Raw genomic sequence first — 216 nt, 5'->3', positions numbered from 1 at the left:
TCATTGGCTTGCTTTAACTCTCTGTTCTCACGTTCAAGCTCTTTGATACGCTCGGCTTGGCTTTGAGCTTGAATGTTTGCAGGAATGGTTTTATCAATGTGCTTTTTATGCCATGATCGTAGGGTCTCAGGCGTGCAACCTATCTTTGGCGCTATGGCTTTGATGGCTGACCAGGTGGATGGGTAGTCGTCTTTAGCTTCAATTAGCATACGGACG

General features: G+C 46.3%; 1 protein-coding gene. It reads right to left on the bottom strand.

What is annotated here, in order from left to right:
- On the bottom strand, window positions 1-216 hold a 216-nt coding region (locus tag ACT3SX_RS15785), incomplete at both ends, for a transposase (protein ID WP_444761900.1).

The organism is Psychrobacter sp. AOP31-B2-9, assembly GCF_052378005.1.
Taxonomy (GTDB): domain Bacteria; phylum Pseudomonadota; class Gammaproteobacteria; order Pseudomonadales; family Moraxellaceae; genus Psychrobacter.
Note: the sequence above shows the minus strand (reverse complement) of the source record. Positions and strands in the feature narration are given on the sequence as shown.